The organism is Sphingomonas oleivorans (assembly GCF_003050615.1).
GTDB lineage: Bacteria > Pseudomonadota > Alphaproteobacteria > Sphingomonadales > Sphingomonadaceae > Sphingomonas_H > Sphingomonas_H oleivorans.
Genome location: NZ_NWBU01000004.1, coordinates 727,141 through 746,610, shown reverse-complemented (window position 1 = coordinate 746,610; position 19,470 = coordinate 727,141). Strand labels below are relative to the sequence as shown.

At 64.8% G+C, this 19,470-nt stretch carries 17 protein-coding genes; 10 read left to right on the top strand and 7 right to left on the bottom strand.

Annotated elements, in window-relative coordinates; all coding sequences use genetic code 11:
• Positions 1-50 precede the first annotated feature (50 nt).
• Positions 51-1,031, top strand: a complete 981-nt coding sequence (locus CLG96_RS03775) for a ketopantoate reductase family protein (RefSeq protein WP_165799523.1) — start codon at positions 51-53, stop codon at positions 1,029-1,031.
• Positions 1,032-1,037: 6 nt separating this feature from the next.
• Here the strand turns inward: CLG96_RS03775 and CLG96_RS03770 are convergent, their stop codons facing one another.
• Together CLG96_RS03770 and CLG96_RS03765 are read right to left on the bottom strand one after the other, a co-directional pair.
• Entirely contained in the window at positions 1,038-2,366 is a 1,329-nt protein-coding gene (locus CLG96_RS03770; protein WP_243395591.1) for a spinster family MFS transporter, read from the bottom strand.
• An 89-nt stretch (positions 2,367-2,455) separates the two neighbouring features.
• Positions 2,456-4,762 carry a TonB-dependent receptor gene (locus CLG96_RS03765; RefSeq protein WP_243395590.1) on the bottom strand — a complete coding sequence of 769 codons (2,307 nt, stop codon included), beginning with the start codon at positions 4,760-4,762 and terminating at the stop codon, positions 2,456-2,458.
• Between the two features lie 109 nt (positions 4,763-4,871).
• On the opposite strand from CLG96_RS03765, the gene CLG96_RS03760 reads away from it, so the two are divergent.
• The gene (locus CLG96_RS03760) at positions 4,872-5,795 is read left to right on the top strand and encodes a LysR family transcriptional regulator (protein WP_165799522.1); all 924 of its coding nucleotides are present in this window, start codon (positions 4,872-4,874) and stop codon (positions 5,793-5,795) included.
• 22 nt (positions 5,796-5,817) lie between these two features.
• On the opposite strand, the gene CLG96_RS03755 is transcribed toward CLG96_RS03760, so the two are convergent.
• A complete protein-coding gene (locus tag CLG96_RS03755) occupies positions 5,818-6,303 on the bottom strand; it encodes a DUF937 domain-containing protein (protein WP_165799521.1) in 486 nt (161 codons plus the stop codon).
• Positions 6,304-6,443: 140 nt separating this feature from the next.
• Here CLG96_RS03755 and CLG96_RS03750 point away from each other — a divergent pair, with 140 nt between their 5' ends.
• On the top strand, positions 6,444-6,818 hold the full coding sequence (locus CLG96_RS03750) for a GlsB/YeaQ/YmgE family stress response membrane protein (RefSeq protein ID WP_243395589.1): 375 nt from the start codon (positions 6,444-6,446) through the stop codon (positions 6,816-6,818).
• Between the two features lie 42 nt (positions 6,819-6,860).
• On the opposite strand, the gene CLG96_RS03745 is transcribed toward CLG96_RS03750, so the two are convergent.
• A complete protein-coding gene (locus tag CLG96_RS03745; RefSeq protein WP_107966474.1) occupies positions 6,861-7,337 on the bottom strand; it encodes an Lrp/AsnC family transcriptional regulator in 477 nt (158 codons plus the stop codon).
• A gap of 130 nt (positions 7,338-7,467) precedes the next feature.
• Here CLG96_RS03745 and alr point away from each other — a divergent pair, with 130 nt between their 5' ends.
• From alr to CLG96_RS03730, 3 genes are read left to right on the top strand one after another with little or no spacing between them, the layout of a single operon-like run.
• Positions 7,468-8,616, top strand: coding sequence for an alanine racemase (gene alr, locus CLG96_RS03740; RefSeq protein WP_107966473.1), 1,149 nt, complete (start codon positions 7,468-7,470; stop codon positions 8,614-8,616).
• 4 nt (positions 8,617-8,620) lie between these two features.
• A complete protein-coding gene (locus CLG96_RS03735) occupies positions 8,621-9,877 on the top strand; it encodes a D-amino acid dehydrogenase (RefSeq protein ID WP_107966472.1) in 1,257 nt (418 codons plus the stop codon).
• A gap of 34 nt (positions 9,878-9,911) precedes the next feature.
• Positions 9,912-10,259 (top strand): RidA family protein, encoded by a 348-nt coding sequence (locus CLG96_RS03730; RefSeq protein ID WP_107966471.1) that lies wholly within the window; start codon positions 9,912-9,914, stop codon positions 10,257-10,259.
• Between the two features lie 63 nt (positions 10,260-10,322).
• Here the strand turns inward: CLG96_RS03730 and CLG96_RS03725 are convergent, their stop codons facing one another.
• A complete protein-coding gene (locus CLG96_RS03725) occupies positions 10,323-11,636 on the bottom strand; it encodes a putative porin (RefSeq protein WP_107966470.1) in 1,314 nt (437 codons plus the stop codon).
• A gap of 212 nt (positions 11,637-11,848) precedes the next feature.
• Positions 11,849-13,879, bottom strand: a complete 2,031-nt coding sequence (locus CLG96_RS03720) for a TonB-dependent receptor plug domain-containing protein (RefSeq protein WP_165799520.1) — start codon at positions 13,877-13,879, stop codon at positions 11,849-11,851.
• 159 nt (positions 13,880-14,038) lie between these two features.
• Here CLG96_RS03720 and CLG96_RS03715 point away from each other — a divergent pair, with 159 nt between their 5' ends.
• Genes CLG96_RS03715 through CLG96_RS03705 form a run of 3 tightly spaced genes read left to right on the top strand, consistent with a single transcriptional unit; the run spans position 14,039 to position 16,418 of the window.
• Positions 14,039-14,395, top strand: a complete 357-nt coding sequence (locus tag CLG96_RS03715; protein WP_165799519.1) for a PepSY domain-containing protein — start codon at positions 14,039-14,041, stop codon at positions 14,393-14,395.
• Complete coding sequence (locus tag CLG96_RS03710; protein ID WP_107966467.1) at positions 14,395-15,060, top strand: response regulator transcription factor; 666 nt, start codon at positions 14,395-14,397, stop codon at positions 15,058-15,060. Before CLG96_RS03715 ends, CLG96_RS03710 begins: the two co-directional genes overlap by 1 nt.
• Positions 15,057-16,418, top strand: a complete 1,362-nt coding sequence (locus CLG96_RS03705) for a sensor histidine kinase (protein WP_243395588.1) — start codon at positions 15,057-15,059, stop codon at positions 16,416-16,418. Before CLG96_RS03710 ends, CLG96_RS03705 begins: the two co-directional genes overlap by 4 nt.
• Positions 16,419-16,468: 50 nt before the next feature.
• On the opposite strand, the gene CLG96_RS03700 is transcribed toward CLG96_RS03705, so the two are convergent.
• Positions 16,469-17,080, bottom strand: coding sequence for a GntR family transcriptional regulator (locus CLG96_RS03700; protein WP_165799518.1), 612 nt, complete (start codon positions 17,078-17,080; stop codon positions 16,469-16,471).
• Positions 17,081-17,318: 238 nt separating this feature from the next.
• On the opposite strand from CLG96_RS03700, the gene CLG96_RS03695 reads away from it, so the two are divergent.
• Entirely contained in the window at positions 17,319-19,460 is a 2,142-nt protein-coding gene (locus CLG96_RS03695) for a TonB-dependent receptor (RefSeq protein ID WP_107966465.1), read from the top strand.
• Positions 19,461-19,470 lie beyond the last annotated feature (10 nt).

Sequence of the window (19,470 nt, the reverse complement as noted above, 5' to 3'; positions counted from 1 at the left end):
CGGGTCGGTTCCGGCGGCGTGGAGACGGGGGGAGCGTCTTGGAACGAAGCGTGACAAGCCGGCGGCCCAGACGCATCTGCGTTGCGGGGGTGGGCGCGATCGGGGGAGCGATCACGGGCCTGCTGATGGAGGCGGGCCATGCTGTGCATGTCGTCGCGCGTGGCGCGCGCCGGGCGCAGCTTGCCGCGACGGGCCTCGCCGTGCGGAGCGGAACGCGCACTATTCATGCAAGGCCGCTGCTGGGCGAACCCGCCGATCTGGGCGTGCAGGATGTGCTTTTCGTCGCGGTGAAGGCGCAGGCATTGCCCGAATTTCTGCCCCGGCTGATGCCGATGATCGGGCCGGGCACGATCGTGGTGCCCGCCGTGAACGGCCTTCCCTGGTGGTATTTCCAGAAAGAGGGCGGCCGTTTCGATGGCAGCAGCGTCGAGACGGTCGATCCAGGCGGGGTGCTGATGCGGCTGCTGCCGGCCGGGAACATTGCCGGATGCGTCGTCTATATCACCGCGCAAATGCAGGCGGACGGAGCCGTGGACATAATCGGTGCGCCGAGGCTGATTCTGGGCCGGCCGGACGGACAGCGCGATCTGGTGATCGCCGATCTTGCCGCGACGCTTTCGGATGCCGGGATCGGCACGAGCATCAGCACCGCGATCCGCGCCGATCTCTGGACCAAGATGGCGCTCAATCTCGCGACCAATCCGCTGTCGGTCATGAGCGGCGCCACGCTCCATGCGCTGTTCCATCGTCCCGACCTGCTTGAAAGCGTGCGCGCCGTGCTGCGGGAAGCGGAGGCGCTGGCCGGGCTTTATGGCGTGCGGCCATCGATGTCGCTCGATGCGATGGTCGAGCGGGGCCGCGCCGCCGGGCCGTTCGAGACGTCGATGCTGCAGGATTTCCGGCGCGGCGCGCCGCTCGAGCTGGGGGCGATCGCCGATGCGCTGTTCGCGCTGGCCGACAGGATGGGCTTCGCCATGCCGGCGGCGCGGGCGATCGTCGGGCAGGCGCGCGGTCTTGCTACGGCGCGATAGCCGGATTCAGGCCGTGGCGGCCATGAACTGCCGGAAGGGCCGCATCCCGCGCGACAGGATGATCGCCGCCAGTGCCGCCGCCCCGCCGATGACGATGGCAAGCGACAGGCCCATATTGCGGGGCCCGAAAATATGGTCGTTGAGTGCGCCGACCAGCACCGAGCCGATGGTGAGCCCGCCCAGCGAATTGCAGAACAGGAAGATGGCGGAGACGCGCGAGCGCATCGGCCGGGGTGGTACGATCTGCATCAGCGCGCTCGACGGCGGCATGGGGAAGGAGGCGAAGAACAGCGCCACGCCGAGAAAGACGGCGGCGCTGGCGGCGCTATCGGTCGATGCCATCAGGATGATCGCCGGCACCACGCCGATCGCGCCGATCACGCCCGTCAGGAAGGGCGCGTCGCTGCGTCCGCGCGCGGCCAGCCAGTCCATCAGCGTGCCGCTGGCGAGCACGCCCCCGCCGCCCGCCACGACGGCGATCGCGCCGAGCACATAGCCGGCTTGCTGCGGCGCCATGGCGAAGCCGCGCATCAGGAAGGCCGGCGACCAGCCGAGCAGGGTGAACAGGCTCATCGCCGCCAGCGAATAGCCGAGCATGTGCGGCCCGAAGATCGCGCGATGCTGCCAGAGCGTGCGGAGGACCGCGCTGAAGGGCGGTGCGTCGGCAAGGCTGCTCGCCCCGAGTGCCGCCCGCCGCGGATCGCGGACGGTGGCGGCAACGATCAGCGCCAGGAACAGACCGGGCAGGCCAACCAGCAGGAAGGTGAGCTGCCATGGCTTGAGCATGAGCCCACCGATCGCCCAGGCATCGCTCGCCCCGACTGCGGCAATGACGCTGCTTCCCACGATGAAGGCGATGCCCGCGCCGGCGAAGGAGCCCAGCGAATAGACCGCGATCGCGCGGCCGAGCCTTTCGCGCGGGAACAGATCGCTGATCAGCGAATAGGTGGCGGGCGACAGTGCCGCCTCGCCCGCGCCCACGCCGACGCGCGCGGCGAACAGATGGAGGAAGCTGCCCGCCAGCCCGCACAGCATCGTCGCCGCGCTCCACACCGCTATCCCCACCGAGATGATGAAGGGGCGCGACATGCGATCCGCCAGCCCCGCGATCGGCAGGCCGGCAGTGGCGTAGAAGATCGAGAAAGCAAGGCCGTGGAGCAGGGCGAATTCGGTATCGCGGATATTCAGATCGGCCTGGATCGGCGCGATCAGCAGCGACAATATCTGCCGGTCTATGAAGGAGAAGATATAGGCGACCATGCACAGGCCGACGACATACCATCCCTTGCGGGAGGAGGATGGGCGCTCAACGATCCTATGCTCGGTCATCATCATCCCCCGCGCTCTTTCAAGGGCAGCCCGGCCGCCCGGGCGCGCCGTTCATGCGAAGATCGCCGCCGGCCCGACCCGGTGGCAGTCCCTGTTCAGAATGTGCGCTTCACGCGAAGCGACCATTCGCGCGGCCGGGCGAACAGCGCCTCCGCATAGCCCACGCTACGATTGGCATAGCCCGTCGTGAAATAGCGTTTGTCGAAAATATTGGTCACGCCCAGCGCCACTTCCCAGACTTCGCTTTGGTCGAGGAAGGTCAGGCTGCCGTTCACGACATGATATTTGGACTGGGTGGCTTCGGGATTATTGGCGGCATTGCCATAGGTTTTGGAGCGATAGCTCCAGTCGATCTGGGGTGTGAAGCTGCCGATCCCGGTCGCGATCTCATAGGAGGCCGAGCCGCTGAGCGACCAGGCGGGGGCGTAAGGCAGCTTGGAATCGAGCGAGATGTCCGTGATGCCGAGGCCCGGCGTGACGCTGCGATATTCGGTGTCGAGATAGCCCAGGCCGAACTGCATCCGGAGCGGCGGGACGGGGCGCGCTTCCATCTCCAGTTCGCCGCCCTGGATGCGCGCCTTGCCGCCATTGACGGTGACCTGGCCGACGCTGCCCTGCGGGATGCCGCTCACCTGGAGATTGGAATAATCCGTCCGGAATATCGCGCCGTTCACCCGGGCGAGGCCGCCCAGCAGCGTCGATTTGAATCCCGCCTCATAGACGCGCGCATATTCGGGATCATAGGCCGGCACCGTCTGGACCGGCGGGAAGAAGCGGAAGGAATAGCCACCGCTCTTGAAGCCTTCCGCGAAGCGCAGATAGGTCATGATCTCCGGCGTCCATTTGTAGCTAAGGTCCGCCATCGGGTTGAAATCGTCGTAGCTGCTCGAATATTGCTGGTGCGGCGCGAGCCGGAAGCCGACGGGGAAGGGCAGCAGGCCCGATTTGGTGACAAATTGATCGGGCGTGAAGCGCTTGCGATCGTGCGTGTAGCGCAGGCCCGCCGTCGCCGAGAGCCGATCCGTGATATCGAACGTGCCCTGGGCGAAGCCGGCGATGGACTCATTGTCGATCCGCCCGCCCGAGCGGAATTCGATGCGCGACGTCAGCACGTCATTGGCATCGCCGCCCTTCTCCTTGAAATAATAAGCGCCGACGACCCAGTTCAGTCGGTCGTCGAATGCCTTGCCCAGCGCCTGCAATTCCTGGCTGAACTGCCACTGATCGAAATCGTCGACCGTCTCGAAGATGCGCACGGGCGAATGATCGCCGTCGCGGAAGGAAATCGAATCGAGGTCGCGATAGGCCGTCACCGACTTGAAGCTCACCGCACCCGCCTGCTGTTCGAGCGTGAGGTTCACGCCCCACAGGTCGAGGTCCGAGCGGGATTCGAACGTGCCGAAATCGCGATATTCGCGATCGGATATCCATTGCGCATTATAGCAATTGGGATTGGTGAGCGGCCCGGGATTGGGCGCGCATTGCGGGCCCGCCACCTGCATGTTGTGCGCCGTGACGAAGCCCGATGCGGGGAAGACGGCGGTAAGCTCGTTGCCCGCCATATTCTCGCGCCGGCGGGTGCCATCGACGATCAGCCGCGCGGTGAGGCTGTCGGTCACGTCGGCCAAAATGTCGAAACGGCCCGACCAGCTATCCTCGTCGCCGTTGCGCACGCCGTCGAAGATGCGCCGGACATAGCCGTCGCGGTTGCGCGTGGCGAGCGACAGGCGCGTCTTCACCCGATCGGACAGCGGGATATCGAGGGCGACCTTGGCATCGATCCGGTCGTAGCTGCCGACGCGCATGTCGACATAGCCGCCAAATTCGTCGCCGGGCCGCTTCGAGACGATGTTGACCGCGCCGCCGATCGTGTTGCGGCCGAACAGCGTGCCCTGCGGCCCGCGCAGCACCTCGACACGCTCGACATCGGCGACGTCGAGCAGGCTGCCGACCGAGCGGGCGACATAGACGCCGTCGACATAGAGGCCCACGGCCGGTTCGGTCGTCGGGCTGAAATCATATTGGCCGATGCCGCGGATGAAGATGGTGGTGGCCGAGCTGTTGCCCGAAATGGCGGCAGACTGGTTCAGCACCAGATTGGGCGTGAAGCGCGAAATATCCGACACGGTATTGACCTGCGCGCGATCGAGCGCGGCGGCGGAAAAGGCCGTGATCGAAACGGGCGTATCCTGCAGGCTCTCCTCGCGGCGGCGGGCGGTGACGGTGATGTCCTCCACCCCGGCCTGTGCTGCATTCGCGTCCGCAGCATCGGCCGGCGGCGCAGGATCGGCGGAGGCCTGCGCCAAGGCAATGGTCGGAAACGCGGCACAGGCAAGGGCGCCAAGCAATATGCCCCTGACGCCCGGCTTGAACTGGTGCAACATAGGATTCCGATGGATCATGGCTTGCGCTCCCCCCTCTTGCAAACCTTGCCGCAGCGCAGCGAGGCTGGTCGAGAGGAAGTTGTGGTAAAATTCAACCATTGGGAAATGAATCATACGGATGAAGATCATGCAGCCGGTTAATTTACGGTCGGTCGATCTGAACCTGCTCGTGGTCCTGCAGGTACTGCTCGAGGAACGGCATGTGACCCAGACCGCCAATCGGCTGCACATGACCCAGCCCGCCGTCAGCCATGCGCTCAACCGGCTGCGCGAGCTGTTCGCCGATCCGCTGCTGGTGCGTTCCGGAAGCCGCATGCTGCCCACCAGCCGCGCTTTGGGCCTGATCCGCGAAATTGACGAGATACTGGCCGGCGTCAGCGCGCTGTTGAGCTCGACGCCGTTCGATCCCGCTACCGTTTCCGCCGCCGTCCGGCTGTGCGCGACCGATGGCGCGATCGCCGCGATCCTGGCGCGGCCGATCGCTGCGATCGCGGCACGCGCGCCCAACATCCAGTTCAGCCTGTCGAGCAATGTCGAGCGGGCATATGGCCATCTTGAGGAAGGGCGGATCGATCTCGCCTTCGACGTTCCGCGCGACGGGCTCCATGCCGCCTTCCGCACCCTCCTGCTTTTTCGCAGCGAGCTTGTGTGCGTGACGCGGCGCGGCCTATGGGCCGGCGCTGCGAGCCGCCGGACGGTCGATCGCTATATGTCCGCCAGCCATTTGGAGATCGTCGGCGGGATCAACAGCCATATCAACCAGGCGCTGCTGTCGCACGGATTGCGGCGCGATATCGCGATTTCCGTCCCGAGCTATCTGGTCGCGGCCGAGCTGGTGACGCATGGCGATATGGTGCTGACCCTGCCCGTGGCATTGGCGAACCATGCGGCGCGGCTCTTCCCGCTCGAAATCCATGCGTTGCCGCTCGATCTGCCGCCCGTGCCCTTCTCGATGATCTGGCACCGATCGAGCGAGGCCGTCGCCGCGCAGAATTGGGTACGTGACCAGCTTGCGGACGCCGTCGCCCGGCATGAAGGTGACGCCGCCTGACGCGGCCGCGATAAGGAGCCCGTCAGCGCCCGAACAGCTTGCCGGCCATTCCCATGATGTCGTCGAGCGGATTGCCGTCGCGATCGCTGTCGAGCATGGCGACTATGCCTTCCAGCCCGCCCGCGCTGCTTCCGGCCTTTGCTGCGACCGTGCCGGCGGCGAGCGTCGCCAGCATCGGCAGCAGCGCCTTCAATTGGCCGACGTCGATCCCGGTCTTCGCCGCGGCATCGGCCGCGACCGATCGGCTGACATCCTTCGATCCGAATATCTGTCCCAATATATTATTGCCTTGGGCGACCGAAGCGTCGCTCGCGCTCTGATCGGGGGATGTGGCGGGCGCGCTGGGCAGTTCACCGCGCTGTGCCTGCTGCTTCAGCCCGCCGGCAAGCGCCGGAAGCAGCGCTGCCATCGCGCTTTGCGTCTGTTCGGGGCTGAGCCCGACGCGCGCGCCGATCTGGCTGATGGCGGAAGCGCCGCCCGACTGGGTCAGGAGGTTCAGAAGCGACATGATTTCTTTCTCCTTGTGATGGGTGCGCCGCGTGGCGCCTCCGTCAGGCCAGCCCATGCAACCATCGGCAAGCTCTATTTGAAACGATTAGATGGCTGTAAATAAACTATGTAAGATAAGGAGTTAAGCCATCCTGTCTGGTGACAGGCGCCGACTGTCGCTTTCCGATTGCGTCAATTCATGGCATCTTTCGCTGGTCGGTCGCCGCCGGAAGGCCAGGCGGGAACGGAATGTCTGAACGGGAGGCTGCCATGAACGAGGTCGGTTTCTTCGGCGCTATCATCATCGGAATCTTTGCCGGCTACATCGCCGAAAAAGTGATGAAGCGCGATCATGGGCTGTTGATGAATCTGGTCGTCGGCATCGGTGGCGCGCTTGTTGGCGGGTTTCTTGCGCGGCTGCTCGGCATCGCTTTCGCCGGGTGGATCGGCAGCCTTGTCGTCTCGACGATCGGCGCGATCATCCTCTTGTGGCTGGTGGCCTGGTTTCGGGGGCGCGGTGGACGGGCCGCGTGACCGCCGGCGGAAGATATGCCGCGATAGGGTGGAGGCTCCAGCCTAGCTCCCGGCATGTCTGCCGGCGCGCGGCCTGGGGACGAGCACGCTGCGTATCGCGAAGCTGGAATGAATGCGCGCGACGCCCGGCAGGCGCGACAATATTTCCTTGTGAATGGCTTCATAGGCCGCAGCGCTCGGCGCGGAGGCGCGCAGGACATAATCCGCATCGCCCGTCATCAGATAGCATTCCTGTATCTCGGGATGCTTGCGCACGGCGGATTCGAAACGGTTGAGATAATCCTCGGTCTGCTTTTCGAGCGTGATCCGGACGATCGCGATAACCGCTTCCTCTTCCGCCGGCGCGGCGATCAGCGCGGTATAGCCGCGGATGACGCCGCTTTGTTCGAGCAGCTTGACCCGGCGCAGGCAGGCCGAGGCGGATAGTCCTACCTCGGCGGCGAGATCGCTGTTGGGCAAGCGGCCGTTCAGCCGGAGCAGGCGGATGATGTTGCGATCTATCGTGTCGAGGGTCGACATCGGATTCTTTCATAAAGTTCGAATATCATATCGCTTTTTATGGTTTTATCGTCGATCTGACGAGTATCCCGCAGAAAATTCGATCATTCTTCGGATATGATGGAGCCCAGATCCAGCTCGGGACATTTGCATGGCTCCGCATGACCATATTGCCGATCCCTTTGCCGGCGCGCGTCTGACGATCGATCTGGCGGCGCTGACGGCGAATTACAGCCTCATCGCCGCGCGTGTGGCGCCGGCGCGCACGGCCGCCGTGGTCAAGGCGGATGCCTATGGACTTGGCGCGACGCGGGTCGCACCGGCGCTTGCCGAGATGGGCTGCCGCGACTTCTTTGTCGCCCATCTGGCCGAAGCGATCGCGCTTCGTCCCCATCTGCCAGCCGATGCGGCGCTTTATGTGTTGAACGGCCTTCAGCCGGGCGCCGAGCGCCGCTGCGCGACGCTGGGCATCCTTCCCGTGCTCAACTCGCTCGATCAGGCGCGGCGCTGGGCTGCCATGGCGCGCGAGATCGGGCACGCCCTTCCCGCCGTGCTGCAGGTCGACAGCGGCATGTCCCGCCTCGGCCTCCAGCCCGAGGAGGTCGCCGCCCTTGCCGAGGACAAGGCGTTTTTCGAGCAGGTGCCGCTCCGCCTCGTCATGAGCCATCTCGCCTGCGCCGACGAGCCGGGCAATGCCGCCAATGCGGAGCAGCTCCGTCGTTTCCACGCGCTGGCCGCGTTGCTGCCGCCTGCGCTGCTGTCCTTCGCCAATTCGGGCGGCGCCTTCCTGCCGGCCGCATTCCACCATGATCTCGTCCGCGCGGGCGTCTCGCTCTACGGGGCCGCGCCCAATGGAGAAGGGCCGAACCCGATGCGGCCGGTCGTACGGCTCGACGCGCGCATCATCCAGGTCCGCGCGATTCCGGCGGGCACGGGCGTCGGCTATGGCCTTACCTTCAATAAAAGCGAGCCCGCGCGGATCGCGACGATCGGCGTCGGCTATGCCGATGGCTGGCCGCGTCACCTCAGCAATCGTGGCGCTGCCTTTTTCGGAGGCGTGCGCCTGCCGATCGCCGGCCGTGTGTCGATGGACAGCATCACGCTCGACGTCACGGCGCTTGCCGAAGGCGCGCTCGGCCCCGGCGACGAAGTCGAGCTGATCGGGCCGCATCAGACGCTCGAGCAGGTGGCGGCGGATGCCGGCACCATCCCCTATGAAATATTGACCAGCCTCGGTTCGCGCTACAGCCGCATCTATTCGGACGGCGTGCCGGGCGACCTTTCCAACGCGGTGGATTGAACCCATGAAGATCGCAGTGCTCGGCAGCGGCGTGATCGGCGTCACTTCGGCTTATTATCTGGCGCAGGCAGGCCATGAGGTCGTCGTCGTCGATCGCCAGAAAGCATCCGGGCTGGAGACCAGCTTCGCCAATGCCGGCGAGGTTTCGCCCGGTTACTCCTCGCCCTGGGCGGCGCCGGGCATTCCGCAAAAGGCGATACGCTGGCTCATGATGGAGCATGCGCCGCTGATCCTTCGCCCGGCCGTCGATCGCGAGATGCTCGGCTGGCTGTTCGCGATGCTGCGCAACTGCACGGCGGCGCGCTATGCGGTCAACAAGGGCCGGATGGTCCGGCTGGCCGAATATAGCCGCGACCGGCTGATCGACCTGCGCGCGGCCACCGGCATCCAATATGACCAGCGCATGCAGGGCACGCTGCAGCTCTTCCGCACGCAGAAGCAGCTCGACGGCATTGCCAAGGATGTCGAGGTGCTGCGTGCCGGCGGCGTGCCGTTCGAGATACTCGATCGCGACGGCTGCGTCGCGGTCGAGCCGGGGCTGGCCGGCGTCCGCGATACGATCGTCGGCGGACTGCGCCTGCCCAATGACGAGACCGGTGACTGTTTCAAGTTCACGACCGAGCTCGCAGCGCTCGCCGCCGCCAGCGGCGTCACCTTCCGCTACGAGACGAAGATCGAAGGCTTGCGCCGGTCCGGCGGCCGCATCGCTTCGGTCAAGACCAGCCGCGGCGACATCGTCGCGGACGCCTATCTGCTGGCGCTGGGCAGCCATTCGGCAGGGTTGGCGCGGCCGCTGGGGATCGATCTGCCCGTCTATCCGGTGAAGGGCTATTCGATCACCGTCCCGATCGTCGATGCGTCCCGCGCGCCCGAATCGACGCTGATGGACGAAAGCTACAAGATCGCGATCACCCGGCTCGGCGACCGTATCCGCGTCGGCGGCATGGCCGAGATTTCGGGCTATACCAACGACCTTCCCGAACGCCGCCGCCGCACGCTCGAATTTTCCGTCGGCAGCCTGTTTCCGGGCGCGGGCGATCTTGCGGCGGCGAGCTTCTGGTCGGGCCTGAGGCCGATGACGCCGGATGGCACGCCGGTGATCGGCGCGACGGGCATTCCCAACCTCTTCCTCAACACCGGCCACGGCACTTTGGGCTGGACGATGGCTTGCGGCTCGGGGCAGGTCATTGCCGATCTGATGAGCGGCAAGGCGCCCGCGATCGAGACATCCGATCTCGCTATCGCCCGTTACGCCGCCTGACTCCATTCATTCCACGCCAACAGAAAGGCTTTCAATGACCCTGACGCGCATCGAATCCGGCCCCCGCATGAGCCAGGCCGTGATCCACGGCAACACCGTCTATCTCGCCGGCCAGGTCGGGGCACCGGGCGAGAGCGTGACGGTCCAGACCAAGGAGATCCTCGCCTCGATCGAGCGGCTCCTGGCCGAAGCCGGCAGCGACAAGTCGAAGCTCATCTCCGCGACGATCTGGCTCGCCGACATGGCCGACTTCGCCGAGATGAACGCCGTGTGGGATGCCTGGATCGACGGCAAGGATGCCCCCGCTCGCGCCACCGGCGAGGCGAAGCTCGCGACGCCCGACTATAAGGTCGAGATCATCGTCATCGCCGCGCGCGACTGATCGCATCGGCAATCCTGAGTCCGATAGCCGGGCCGCTCGTCCGGCTATCGGACTTCCGGGCTGCTAGAAGTTGACGAGGAAGTTCAGCCGGAGCCGATCGAGCCAATCCTTGGGATCGTTCGATCCGGCGTTGATCGCGCTCTTCGGCTTGTAACGTGCATAGGTCGCATTGAGCACGATGTTGGCCGCAGGCACATAATCGACGCTCAGCATGTGCTGAACATAGTTGGTGGCTAGGTTGGTGTTGTCCTGCGAGAAGGCGGCGAATACTGCGTCGGTTTCCGTCGACGCATAGCCATAGCCGAAGCGCCAGTCGCCGAGACGGCTTGCACGCCCGACGAGCAGGTCCACGCCATAGCCGCTGTCCTGTGAAGTGGCGGCCCCGAAATTCCTGACATAGTCGCCCGTCAGTCGCACCGGCCATTTCTCTCCCAGGCCCTGCCAGGTGACGGCTCCGATCACGTCCAGGAGATCGAAGTCGGAGAGGTAGCGCCCGTTTGCGACAAGGTTGCTGCGGAAATCGCCGGCATCGCCGCCGCCCAGGCTGCGCAGCGAATAATCATAATAGCCGGCCGCAAGTTCGAGACGCCAGGGCGCAGCCGGCGAGGTCTCCAGGCTGAGCTGCCCGCCGACCATGTCGCTGTTCGGCCCGGCGACCGACTCGTCGACAAGGAAGTAGAGGCCCGTCGCCTTGATCGATCCGCCGCCGGCCAGGGGCAGCCTGTAAGCGGCGCTCACGCCTTGCGGACTGACATCGCCGTCCCACACCAGGTCGGTCCGAACGAAAGGCTGGGGCATCTTGCCGCCATGGATCTGCAGATTGCCGAATGTGGCGCGCAGATAAGCCTGATCGAGGCTGACCTGCAGATCGTCGTCGAAATTGGACAGGGTCATGTCGGTGCTGTTGGGATCATCGGGATCGCCCGTGGCGATCTGCCCTCCGACCGTGAGCCAGCTGTTGACCGCATAGGTGCCGCGCAAGCGCGCGCGCAGCACGCCGCGATCGCGGTTGCGCGCATCCCTGTCGCCGAAATTGGATTCGTAGCGCAGCCGCATGTCGCCCGAGAGCTGCAGTCGCGACGACGCCGATCCGGTGGTGAATGTCGGCGTGACGGGGGTGGCGGCAGGCGGAGGCGCGGCACGTTTGAGCGCGGCCTCGAGCTCCGCGATCCGGCTGGCGGATTGCTGTTGCTCGGCCCGCAGGGCCGCCAGTTGTTGCCGCAGTTCGGCCATGTCGTCCGCCGAGGGTGCCGCCTGTGCGGAGGCGGCCGAGGGAAGGATATATGTCGACAGCGCAAGCGCGACGATCGGGGCGAAGCGGAGCCGCTTCGGATTTCGACCACCTATCAGCTGTCGATCGTCAAACGCATTTTTCAAGACTTGGCCCCCTTTGTCTCACGAGCCGAATGGCTGCCGAATTTTGGTTGGGGTTCGATCCGGCGCCTGCTCGATCGGCGAGGCGGAAACCGAAGCCACCCGCGTCATCGAGCTTGGCGCCCCGACGCAGGAGGCCTTTCTAGTCAGGCCCGCTGTCGTCCTTCTGACGCCGGCCGTCAGCGAATTGTCAGCTTCCGGCGCCAGCCATCCGCTTATTTCCCGAAGGAGCGCTGCACCGTGAAACCGACATAGGGGCCCACGCCCAGCAGGCGGGTTTCGACATAGGCCCTGCCGGTCGTTCCCCGCAGGCCGCCGAAGACGATCCGCTCGCGCGAATTGCTGCTGTCGATCAAATTCCTGGCGAAGATACGGACGTTCCACACCGGATCGGGCCGATATTCGGCGAAGATGCCGGCTTGCGTCCCGATCCGGTCGGTACGGATCTCGTTGAAGCGAAACTCCCGCTCGGCGGTCGGCAGGACGACATCCACGCCCCAGCGTGCGCGCCAGCGCGGAAGATCGTGCGTGAAATGCAGCTCTCCCTCCAATGGCGCATCATCGGAGATATGCCGCCTTTCTCCCGTTGCCGGATCGATCACATGGCTGCGGCGGCAGGTGACGTTCGCCTTGATCAACATGCCCGGCAGACCCATCCGATCGAGCGGCAGGCTGAGGTCGGCGGCCAGTTCGAGCCGGGCGCCGCGGCCGATATTGCCGACCGCATCGAAAATGGTGGAGGAGGCGACCACCGGCAGCCGATCGACGAGATTGTCGATCCGCTCCCGTCGCACGGTCAGCAGCAGCGATCCGCTCGTCCAGAAGCGATGCTCGAGGGCAACTTCGTGCCGCCAGGTCCGATCCGGTTCCAGATCGGGGTTGCCGGCGGTGACCGTGCCGGTGGCAAGCGAGGACGATGTCACGAAATTGGCGAAGTCGAGCTGGCCCACCTCGCGTTCGAAGAGCAGGCGGATCTGGTCGTTCGCGCCCGGCGACCAGCTCGCCAGGAGCCGGGGCTTGGCGAAGGCCAATGACTTTCGGAGCGAGGAATCGCCCCTCTGGATCAGGGTCGAGCTTTCGAAGCGCAGCCCCGCTTCGAGCGACAGCGATGGGGAGAATTGCCAGCTGCTGGTGACGAAGGGTTCGACGCGCCGTTCCTCGATGCGGACATGGGCGGCCGGGAGCGGGACGGCGACGCCATCTTCCTCGAGGCGATTATAGCTGTCGAGAATGTTGAGCGCCCCCTCCAGCCCGCCTTCGAGCGAGACCAGCGCCCCGCGGCGGCGCAGCACGGCGCGGACGATGGTTTCCGGCGCGTCGGTATCGGTGCGTGTAACATCGCTGCCACGCCCCTCGAAGGCGCTGGTCCTTGCATGCCCGGTGCCGGCGCGATGGAGCGCGACCAGTTCCATCCCGGTGCGTGCGCCCATGTCCCGCGCATATTGGAGCCCGAATTCCTTCGCCGTCTTGCGGGCGCGCTCGAAAATCAGTTCGCGCGCGGCGACGGGTGCGCGGGTCAGCTGCTCGATATCGGCAAATGTGCGGCTGCGGCTGAAGGAGCCGTTCAGCCGCAATTTGCCGCCCCACAGCCTGTCCTCATAATTGCCGGTGGCTTCGATGGCCTTGTCGCCCTCGTCCTGCCGATAGTCGGCATCGCGCAGCACGGTGCCGTCGGGGGCGAGGCGATCGCGCGAGCCCGGCCCATGCTGGTCGTCATATTCGCGGTAATAGGCGATGGACGCCTCGATCAGCCGGTCACCGGAACGGTGCGATGCTTCGGCCGCGATGCGCGGGGAGAGCAGGCCCGAGCGGAAGATATAGGCTCCGGCCTCCATGCGGCCCCGCGCCATGGCCGCCTTCACGCGGACGATGTTGGCGATCACCGCTCGTCCCTGCATGTCGATCCCCGGCACACTGCCACGAATGAGCTCGATCCGCTCGACGGCATTGGCCGGAATGCGGCGCAATATCTCCTCGAGGCTCTCCTGCTTGCTCGCCGGGCGAGCTCCATCGATCAGCACATTGCCTGCCGAACCGGCATAGCCGCGTATATCGGCATTGCCGCTGTCCAGGGAAAAGCCTGGCAGCAGCGCCACCATGTCGAGCGCGGAATAAGGCTGCGACCTGGCGAAGAAGTCCGGTGAATAGCGCGTCACCGGCGACGGTGCGTTCTGCTGCGCCAGCGCGGAAGCGGACCAGAAGCAGGCCATGACGGCGATCGCCGTTCCGCTCTTTCGATATTTCATATGCTGGCCCCTGCCTGTTGAAAACGGGGCGCTTCTGGAAAGGCCTGGCTTACAGGCGGCCATCATCGGCCGTCAGCGCAACGTCAGCCATGTTGTGGCAGAAGCCTGCCAATGACATATGTCCGCATCATTCCCGCCAGACGATCCATAGTCCTTGCTGTGGCCGCGCTCGGCCTTGCCGTCGCCACGGGCGGCGTTGCCATCCAGAAGCCAGACGGAGCCGCGGGATCGGCGGCCAGCGCCGAAGGTGATCCGAAAAATCGGGCAAGTGCCGAACGGAAGGCGCGCGAACAGGCCGCCATCCGCGCCGCCGTGGCGCGCGGGGAGGTATTGCCCTTGCCCCGGATCCTGTCGCTCGCTCAGGCGCGCGTGCCCGGTGAGGTGGTCAAGGTCGAGATCGAGCAGGAGCGTTGGGGCTTGAAATATGAAGTGAAGATATTGACGCCCAACGGGAGAGTGCGCGAGGTTTCACTCAATGCACGCACTGGCGCGCTCATTGAAATCGAGGATGACTGATGCGGGCATTGGTCGTTGAGGATGATCCCGACGTCGGTTCCGATCTTGCCACTGCGCTCACTGCTGCCGGTTTCGTCGTCGACCTCACGTCCGAGGGCAACGAGGCCTGGTTCAAGGGCGGCGTCGAGGATTATGCCGTGGCGATACTCGATCTCGGGCTGCCGCGGCTCGACGGGCTGACCGTGCTCAAGCGCTGGCGCGCGGAAGGCCGTAGCTTCCCGGTCCTGATCCTCACTGCGCGCGGCGAGTGGACGGAAAAGGTTGAGGGGATAGAGGCCGGCGCGGACGATTATCTTGCCAAGCCCTTCGCCATGGGCGAGCTGATCGCGCGCGTTCGCGGCCTTGTGCGTCGCGCGGCGGGGCGGGTGTCTGCCGTGCTGACGGTCGGCAAGCTCCGGCTCGACACCAGCCGGATGACCGCCACCATCGACGGCCATCCGATCAGGCTGTCGCCGCTCGAGTTCCGCTTCCTCGATTTTCTCGGCCATCAGCCGGGCAGGGTGGTCTCTGCGGTCGAGATCGCCGAACATCTTTATGGCGCGGCCGACGGGAACGATAGCAATGCCATCGAGGCGCTGGTCGTCAGGCTGCGCCGCAAGATCGGCCCCGATATCGTCGAAACGCGGCGCGGCTTTGGCTATACGCTGGCTGACGCGACATCGTGATCGCCTATTCGCTTCGTTCCCGGCTGCTGGCCGCAGCGGCGGGGGCGATCTTCGTCGCGCTGGCGATCGCCTGGCTGGGCATGATCTGGTTGTTCGAACGCCATATCGAGCAGCGCGAGGCCGCCGCACTGATCCGCGATGCCCGTATCCTTGTTTCCGGTCTGGGAACGGCGCCGGACGGCACGCCCTGGGCCGATGCGGCGCCCGTCGATCCGCGATTCACCCAATTGGCCAGCGGCCGCTATTGGCAGATTTCGACCACGCGAGGCGCGGCGCATTCCGAATCGCTTTGGGATCAATCGCTTGCGCCACCGCCTCGTGCCAGCGCGACTGAATGGCAGATACGCAGGGCGGAGGGCCCGTTCGGGAAGCGAATCCTGCTCGTCGAACGCAGCGTGCGGCCCGATCGCGGCGGGCCGATGGTGCTCGTCCAGGTCGCGACGAACGATGAGGAGTTGCGTACGGCCAATGCCGAATTCGAACGCGAACTTGCCATGTCGCTGCTCCTGCTCTGGCTGGTTCTGCTGATCGCCGCCTATATGCAGGTGCGTCTGGGGCTGCGGCCCCTGGCACGGATACGAACCGAGATGGATCGGCTGCGGCGCAGCGCCCAGGCGCGGCTGACGCAGAGCTACCCGCGCGAAATCGAGCCGCTGACGACCGCCATCAATGCGCTCGCGGATGCGCGCGAGGCCGATCTGGCCCGCGCCCGCAAACGTGCTGCCGATCTTGCCCACAGCCTCAAGACGCCGCTTGCGGCGCTTTCCGCGCAAAGCCGGCGCGCGCGTGAGGCGGGAGCGGAAAGCGCTGCCGATGGGCTTGATCATGCGATAGCTGCCGTTGGTGCAGCGCTGGAGGCGGAACTGGCGCGTGCACGCGCCGCCGCCGCGCGCAGCGCAAGCGCGAATGCCCAGGCATCGCCGCTGGAAATGGCCGAGCGCGTGATCGGTGTCGTCGAGCGGACCGAGCAAGGGGAATCCATCATCTTCGACGTTGCGATTGACGAGGCGCTGCGCGTTCCGCTGCGATCGGACGATCTAGCCGAAATCCTTGGTGCCCTGATCGAAAATGCCGCGCGCTATGCCCGTCGCCAGATCAGGATAATGGGGATGACGGATAACGCGGCCGCGACGGTATCTCTGATCATCGGCGATGATGGCCCGGGCATCGCCGATGGACGTGCCGAGGCCGCGTTGATGCGTGGCGGGCGTCTGGATGAGGCCGGTCCCGGCCACGGCCTTGGCCTCGCCATCGTGTGCGATCTGGTGGAAGCGACCGAAGGCACGCTTAGCCTCGGCCGTTCCGATCTGGGGGGGCTGGAAGTCCGTCTCGACTGGCCGATGATGGTGCGCGCTTGAAGCACCCTTCGACAAGGTCAGGGTGAGCGCGGTCAGGCCGAAATAGTCTATTACGGCTTCGGCAGATATTTCCGCCACATGTTCAAATGACCGCAGATCGCTTCGGCCAGCCCGTCGCCGTCACGGGCGCGGAGCAGGGCGATCATCCGCACATGATCCTCATGGCTTTGAAGGATGCCCGCCATAGTGCGCCAAGCCAGCCCGCCGCCCCGGGCGCCGGGCAATCCGCGCTGGCGCAGCGCCTTGATCTCCTCCGCCAGCAGTGAATTGCCGCTGGATTGATATAGAAGATCATGGAAGCGGCCGTTTAGCGCACGCAACTCGTCCAGTTCGGCGGTCTCCATCTGTACTTCGAACTGGCGGACGATCGCTTCCAGTTCCGCGATCGTCTCATCGGAAATACGCTCGGCAGCAAGCTTCGCCGCCGCGGTTTCGAGGATGCTTCGCGTCTCGAACAGCTCCTCGCGTTCGCGCTCGCTGAGGTTGATCACCCGGAAGCCGCGATTGGGAATATGCTCGATCAGCTGGCGCGCCTTGAGGTCGAGCAGCGCCATGCGAACGTCGAAGCGGTTCGCATTGTAGTTCGCCTCGACATCCGCCTGTTTCAGCCATTCGCCGGGGCGGAAATGCCCCGCCAGCAGATCGGCCTCGATTCGGGACACGAGCGTCTGATCTGATTCTGAGTCGATTTTGGTCGCCATGATGTTAGCCAATATCAGTATCCTATCCGGATCACTCTATAGACTGCGTAGCTCAGGCGGCTCAACCCCGATTTCAAACCTATGCTAACCAGCTGAAAATGCGTCATTATTTGAATTGTCATTATTGGCTTTACATTGATCGAAGAAATTGGCTACCATTTTGGCAATCGGGGTTGTGGCACGAAAAACGGGGGAAAGCATGATGAAGCTACGGTGTGCTTTGAGGCTGGGTGTGACCTTTGCTGCCATGGTCTCGGCAACGGCATTTGCGCAGGACAGCGCCTCGCAGGGCGGCAAGCAGGTCGATGGTGCACCGGCGGGCGATATCGTCGTGACGGGCACGCGCCTGTCCGATTCCGTCCGAACCTTCCCGGGCTCCGTCAGCGTCCTTGATGAGGCGAACATCGAGAGCCAGCTCGCGATCACCCGCGACCTTGGCAAGATACTTTCCTTCTCGGTGCCTGGCCTTGCGCAGGGCAATGACACGGCGGCGAATGTCGAGCAGAGCCTGCGCGGACGGCCCGTCCGCATCTTCATCGACGGCATTCCGGTATCCAATCCGCTGCGCGATGGCGGCCGCGACGTGCGCCTTATCGCGCCCACGGCACTGGGGGGAATCGAAGTTATCCGCGGCTCATCATCACTTTATGGGCAGGGCGGCGCCGGGGGCATCATCAACTATATTACCAAGAATGGCTCGGCGAGCGACGCGTGGACCTTCCGCTCCGAGATCGGGACGAGCTTCTCGACCGAGCATTTCGAGGACAGCGCGCGCCCCTATATCTTCCAGAGCGCGGCCGGCGGCATCGGCGGCTTCGACGTCAACCTCAACGGCAGCTATGAGCGGGTGAACGGCCAGTTCGATGCCGACGGCAAGCGGCTGCCCCCCGATCCTCATCTGTTCGGCGGTATCGCGGATTCGGACATCTATAATTTCTACGGCAAGGTCGGCTATTCCTTCGGCGGCACGCAGCGCATCGAGGCGATGGCCAATTATTACCGGCAGGCGCAGGATACGGATTATGTGCTCGTGCCCGGCAATATCGCACTTGGCACACCCACGAGCGTGAGGAAGGCCGCGCAGGATCCGCGCGCGCTCGATCAGGTCAACCGCAATTTCGTCTCCTATCTCGCCTATACCAACAGCGATGTCTTCGGCAGCGCGATGCGCAGCCAGGTCTATTATCTGAAGAATTATGCGGTGTTCGCGTTCGAGCCGACGCGGCTCGGCGGCACCCAGACGACCCTCAACTCAGAGAAATACGGCATTCAGACGGATTTCCGCACCAAGCTCGACACGTTCGGGCTGGATGGTGGCCTGTTGCTCTGGGGCTTCGACATCAGCCGCGACATCACCGAGCAGCCGCTGCTGCCGCTGACCGCGATCGATGGCCGCACCTTCACGCCGCCGCTGAAGCAGGCCAACTATGCGCTGTTCGTCCAGGCGGACCTGCCGCTTACCGACTGGTTCACCCTGCGCGCCGGCGTCCGGCATGACGAGTTCCGTCTGAAGGTTGATCCGTTCGTGGCAGGCCTGACTGGGCTCAAGGTGCAGGGCGGCACGCTTTCCTACGGTGCGACGCCAATCAATGTCGGCGCGACGATCCAGGCGAGCGAAGGTTTCCAGATCTTCGGAGGCTTCTCCCAGGGTTTCTCGGTACCCGATATCGGCTTGCCGCTCCGCAATGCGCGCTTCCCGACGATCGACACGCTCAAGCCCAAGGCTGCGCTCGTCAACAATTATGAGCTTGGCACGCGGCTCACCATCGGCGGCATCAAGGCGACTGCCGCTTATTTCATCAACACATCGAAACTCGGCACCGACTTCGTGATCGACCCGCTCCATCCGACGGAAGTGCTGATCCTGCGCGAGAAGGAGCGGATCGAGGGCTTCGAGGCGACGCTCGACGGCAAGTTCGGCGATGCGACGCGTTGGGGGCTGGTCTTCTCCTGGTCCGAGGGCAAGCGCGACGCCAATAAGGACGGCAAGGTGGAAACTCCGATGACCGGCCGGCGGATCAGTCCGGAGCTGCTCAACGGCTTCATCGAATATGACATCACCGACAATTGGCTGGCGCGCGTTCAGTTCGCCTATTCGGGCGATCGCAACAAGTTCCCCGGCAGCCCCATCAACAATTTCTACACGGGTCGCGTGGAATCCACGACCCGCGTCGACGCCTCGACCAAGTTCAAGATCGGCCCGGCGGATCTTACGGTCGGCGTGAGCAATCTGCTGAACAACGATTATTATTCGGTGACGTCGCAGATGCTCAACCGCAATGATCGGTACAGCAAGGCGCTGGGCCGCACGGCCTTTGTCCAGATCGGCATCGATTATTGATCAACTTGTT